Here is a 2,489-nt window from a genome sequence, read left to right as displayed (position 1 = left end):
CGCCGTCGCCGGAGCCGGGCCGACCCCGGTCCGGGCCGAGGCCGCCGAAGCCCTCCTCGTCGGCCGGGCGCCGGACGAGCACGCCCTCGCCGAGGCCGCCGACGCCGCGGCCGACGCCACCGACCCGCCCGACGACCCGCACGCCCCGGCCGCCTACCGCCGCGACGTGGCGGCCGTCCTCACCCGCAGGGCACTCCGACAGGCGGAGGCACCGAGAAGCTCACCGTCAGGCTCACCGTGAACGGCCGGCGGGTCGGCGCGGACTGCGAGCCCCGCCGCACCCTCGCCGACTTCCTGCGCCACGACCTGGGCCTCACCGGCGTCCACGTCGGCTGCGAACAGGGCGCGTGCGGCTCGTGCACGGTCCTGCTCGACGGCGCCACCGCCCGCGCGTGCTGCCTGCTCGCCGCCCAGGCCGACGGCGCGACGATCACCACCGTCGAGGGCCTGGCCGACAACGGCGCCCTCAACCCACTCCAGGACGCCTTCCGCCGCCACCACGCCCTCCAGTGCGGCTTCTGCACGCCCGGGATGCTCGCCACCGCCACCGAGCTGCTGCGCGACAACCCCCACCCGACCGAGACCGAGATCCGCGCCGCCATCGCGGGCAACCTCTGCCGCTGCACCGGCTACCAGCACGTCGTCGACGCCATCAAGGCCGCCGCCGGGGCCGCCGACCCGGAGACCGCCGACCCCGGCGCCGAGGGCTGACCGGATCACCGCACCGGCACGATCGCCCTCACCGCGAACACCCCGTCCGGACCCACCTCGATGATCGGCAACCGCCGCCCGACCGCGTCGCCGGTGGTGCCGTCCAGGGTGAACGGACCACCCGCGCCGCGCACCTGGTTGCGCTCACGGCCCGACAGGGACAGCTGGGCGCGCACGCTCTGGCGACTCGGCACCTCGCCCGCCTTCAACCCGACGGCCGCGCGGTTGATGACGTCCAGCATCGCCAGCATCGCGTCGTGCATCATCACGCCCCAGCCGTCGGCGAGGTCGGCGGTGTCGAAGCCCAGCTCCTCGAACGTCGCGGCGAGGCGGTCGAACTCGGCGATGCCCATCTGCCTGGCCGCGTCCGGGTCGACGTGCGGGGCGTAGACCACGGCCAGGGGTGGCTGCCCCGGCCGGGGGCGGAGGTCGTCCCTGGTGCGCAGCATCGACGCGTCGGAGCCGGAGACCAGCGTGATGAGCCGGTCCAGCGCGCAGGTGCGCCGCCGCAGGTTGTCGACCAGGTCGTCGAGCAGCACCGCGCGACCCGCGTAGAGCACCGTGTCCAGGGCGTCGTCGCTGCACAGGTCCTTGGTGATCTGGTTGAACTGGTTGTCCAGCGTCGCCTCGGTGTCGAACGGGTTCTCCACGGTGATCGACAGCTTGCCGCTCGTCGCGGCCTCCTTGAACTCCCGGCGCAGCGTGGAGGTGTAGAGGTCGTCCTCGTTGTCGTCGTAGACGAGCATCGACCGGCCCGCGCCGCGCCCGGCCAGGTGGTCGGCCAGCACCGAGATCTGGTTGCCGGTGGTCGAGTTGACCCGCGCGAAGCCCTTAATGTGGCCGGTGGGCTCGCCCGGCTCGACCTGGAACCCGGTGGCCGTGATCACCGAGGCGATCATCGGGATGTCGGCCTCCGCCAGCGCGCGGGCCGTGAGCTGGGCGTTGGTCGTGCTCTGGCCCACGCCGACCACGCCGACCAGCCGCTGCTCGTCGGCCAGCCCGACGAGCTGGTCCACCACCTGGCGCAACTCCTGCTGGCGGCTGCCGGGGTTGGCCAGCAGCAGCCGGACCTTCGGCTCCTTCCTGTCCTCGTTCGCGGCCAGCTGGGCGACGTGCGCGCCCTCCAGCTGGGCGCGGACCCGCTGCGGCGTCACGCTGCCCACCTCGGTGGGCAGCAGCGGCGTGAGGACGGCGACCGTGACGTGCCGCTGCCCGGCGACCTTCTCGTTCTCCGCCAGGATCTTCCCCTGCACGTCGGCCAGCTGGTCGTCGAACACGTAGGACCCGTCGGTGACGCCGACGCACTCGCCGCCCCGCTCCTGGACGCCCTCGCCGCACCGGGAGAACAGGGTCAGCCCGACGAAGACCGAGGACCCGACCACGACCGCCAGCACCGCGACGAGCGCCGCCAGCCTGACCCGCGCCGCGCGCCGAGCCCTCGCGGGCACCGGTGGCGTGAAGTCCAGGTCCTCCGGCCGGGTCGACACCTGCCGCCACGGCCCTCGGCCGGCCGACGGGGTGTCACCCGCCTCGGCCCTGGTCCTCAGCAGTGCGGCGGCCTTGCGGAAGTCGTTGCGGGCCAAGCCCGGCTGCTGCGCCAGCATCTCCAGGTCCGACGCCGCGCTGCTCCACAGCTCGGCGCGGTCCGCCGTGGACAGCGGGTCGTTGGCGGCCCACAGCGCCGCCACCACGCGGGCGATCAGCCGACCGGTCTCGGTCTCGGTCGCCGGAGCGGTGCGGCCGGCCGCGGCCAGCACCCGGTCGGGGTCGTCCTCGTC

At 74.5% G+C, this 2,489-nt stretch carries 2 protein-coding genes and 1 pseudogene; 2 read left to right on the top strand and 1 reads right to left on the bottom strand.

Features of this window, described 5'->3' with window-relative positions:
• Both ACFV4N_RS41765 and ACFV4N_RS41760 read left to right on the top strand, forming a co-directional pair.
• Positions 1 to 241 (top strand): annotated as a pseudogene (locus ACFV4N_RS41765) (hypothetical protein); the annotation flags it as partial.
• Positions 238 to 711: a (2Fe-2S)-binding protein gene (locus ACFV4N_RS41760; RefSeq protein ID WP_499678231.1), complete on the top strand. Its 474-nt coding sequence runs from the start codon at positions 238 to 240 to the stop codon at positions 709 to 711. The pseudogene ACFV4N_RS41765 and the gene ACFV4N_RS41760, both read left to right, overlap by 4 nt.
• A 5-nt stretch (positions 712 to 716) precedes the next feature.
• On the opposite strand, the gene ACFV4N_RS41755 is transcribed toward ACFV4N_RS41760, so the two are convergent.
• A partial coding sequence (locus ACFV4N_RS41755; RefSeq protein WP_499678230.1) for a type 1 periplasmic-binding domain-containing protein occupies positions 717 to 2,489 on the bottom strand: 1,773 nt, incomplete at its 5' end.

This window comes from Actinosynnema sp. NPDC059797, from assembly GCF_042732085.1.
In the GTDB taxonomy this organism is placed as follows: Bacteria; Actinomycetota; Actinomycetes; order Mycobacteriales; family Pseudonocardiaceae; genus Actinosynnema.
This window is presented reverse-complemented; position numbering and strand designations above follow the sequence as displayed.